Genomic DNA, 385 nt, shown 5'->3' on the forward strand with positions numbered 1-385 from the left:
ATGCCGAGCTGATCGGCTACGGCGTGACCTCCGATGGCGCCGACATGGTCGCGCCGTCCGGCGAGGGCGCGGTGCGCTGCATGAAGATGGCACTGCAGGGCGTCGATCGCCCGCTGGACTACCTCAACACCCACGGCACCTCGACCCCGCTGGGCGATGTCACCGAGCTCAACGCGATCCGTGAAGTGTTCGGCGATGCGGTACCACCGCTGTCCTCGACCAAGGCGCTGTCCGGCCATTCACTGGGCGCGGCCAGCGTGCACGAGGCGATCTACTGCCTGCTGATGATGCGCGATGGCTTCGTCGCCGGTTCGGCCAACATCGGCGAGCTGGACCCGAAGGTGGAGAGCTTCCCGATCCTGCGCGAAAGCCGCGAGCAGAAGCT

The 385-nt window shown here is 67.0% G+C and carries 1 pseudogene; it reads left to right on the forward strand.

From position 1 onward, the window contains the following. Positions 1 to 385: pseudogene (locus I6F24_RS37390) on the forward strand (beta-ketoacyl-ACP synthase I); the annotation flags it as partial.

The organism is Bradyrhizobium sp. BRP23 (assembly GCF_020194135.1).
GTDB lineage: Bacteria > Pseudomonadota > Alphaproteobacteria > Rhizobiales > Xanthobacteraceae > Bradyrhizobium > Bradyrhizobium yuanmingense.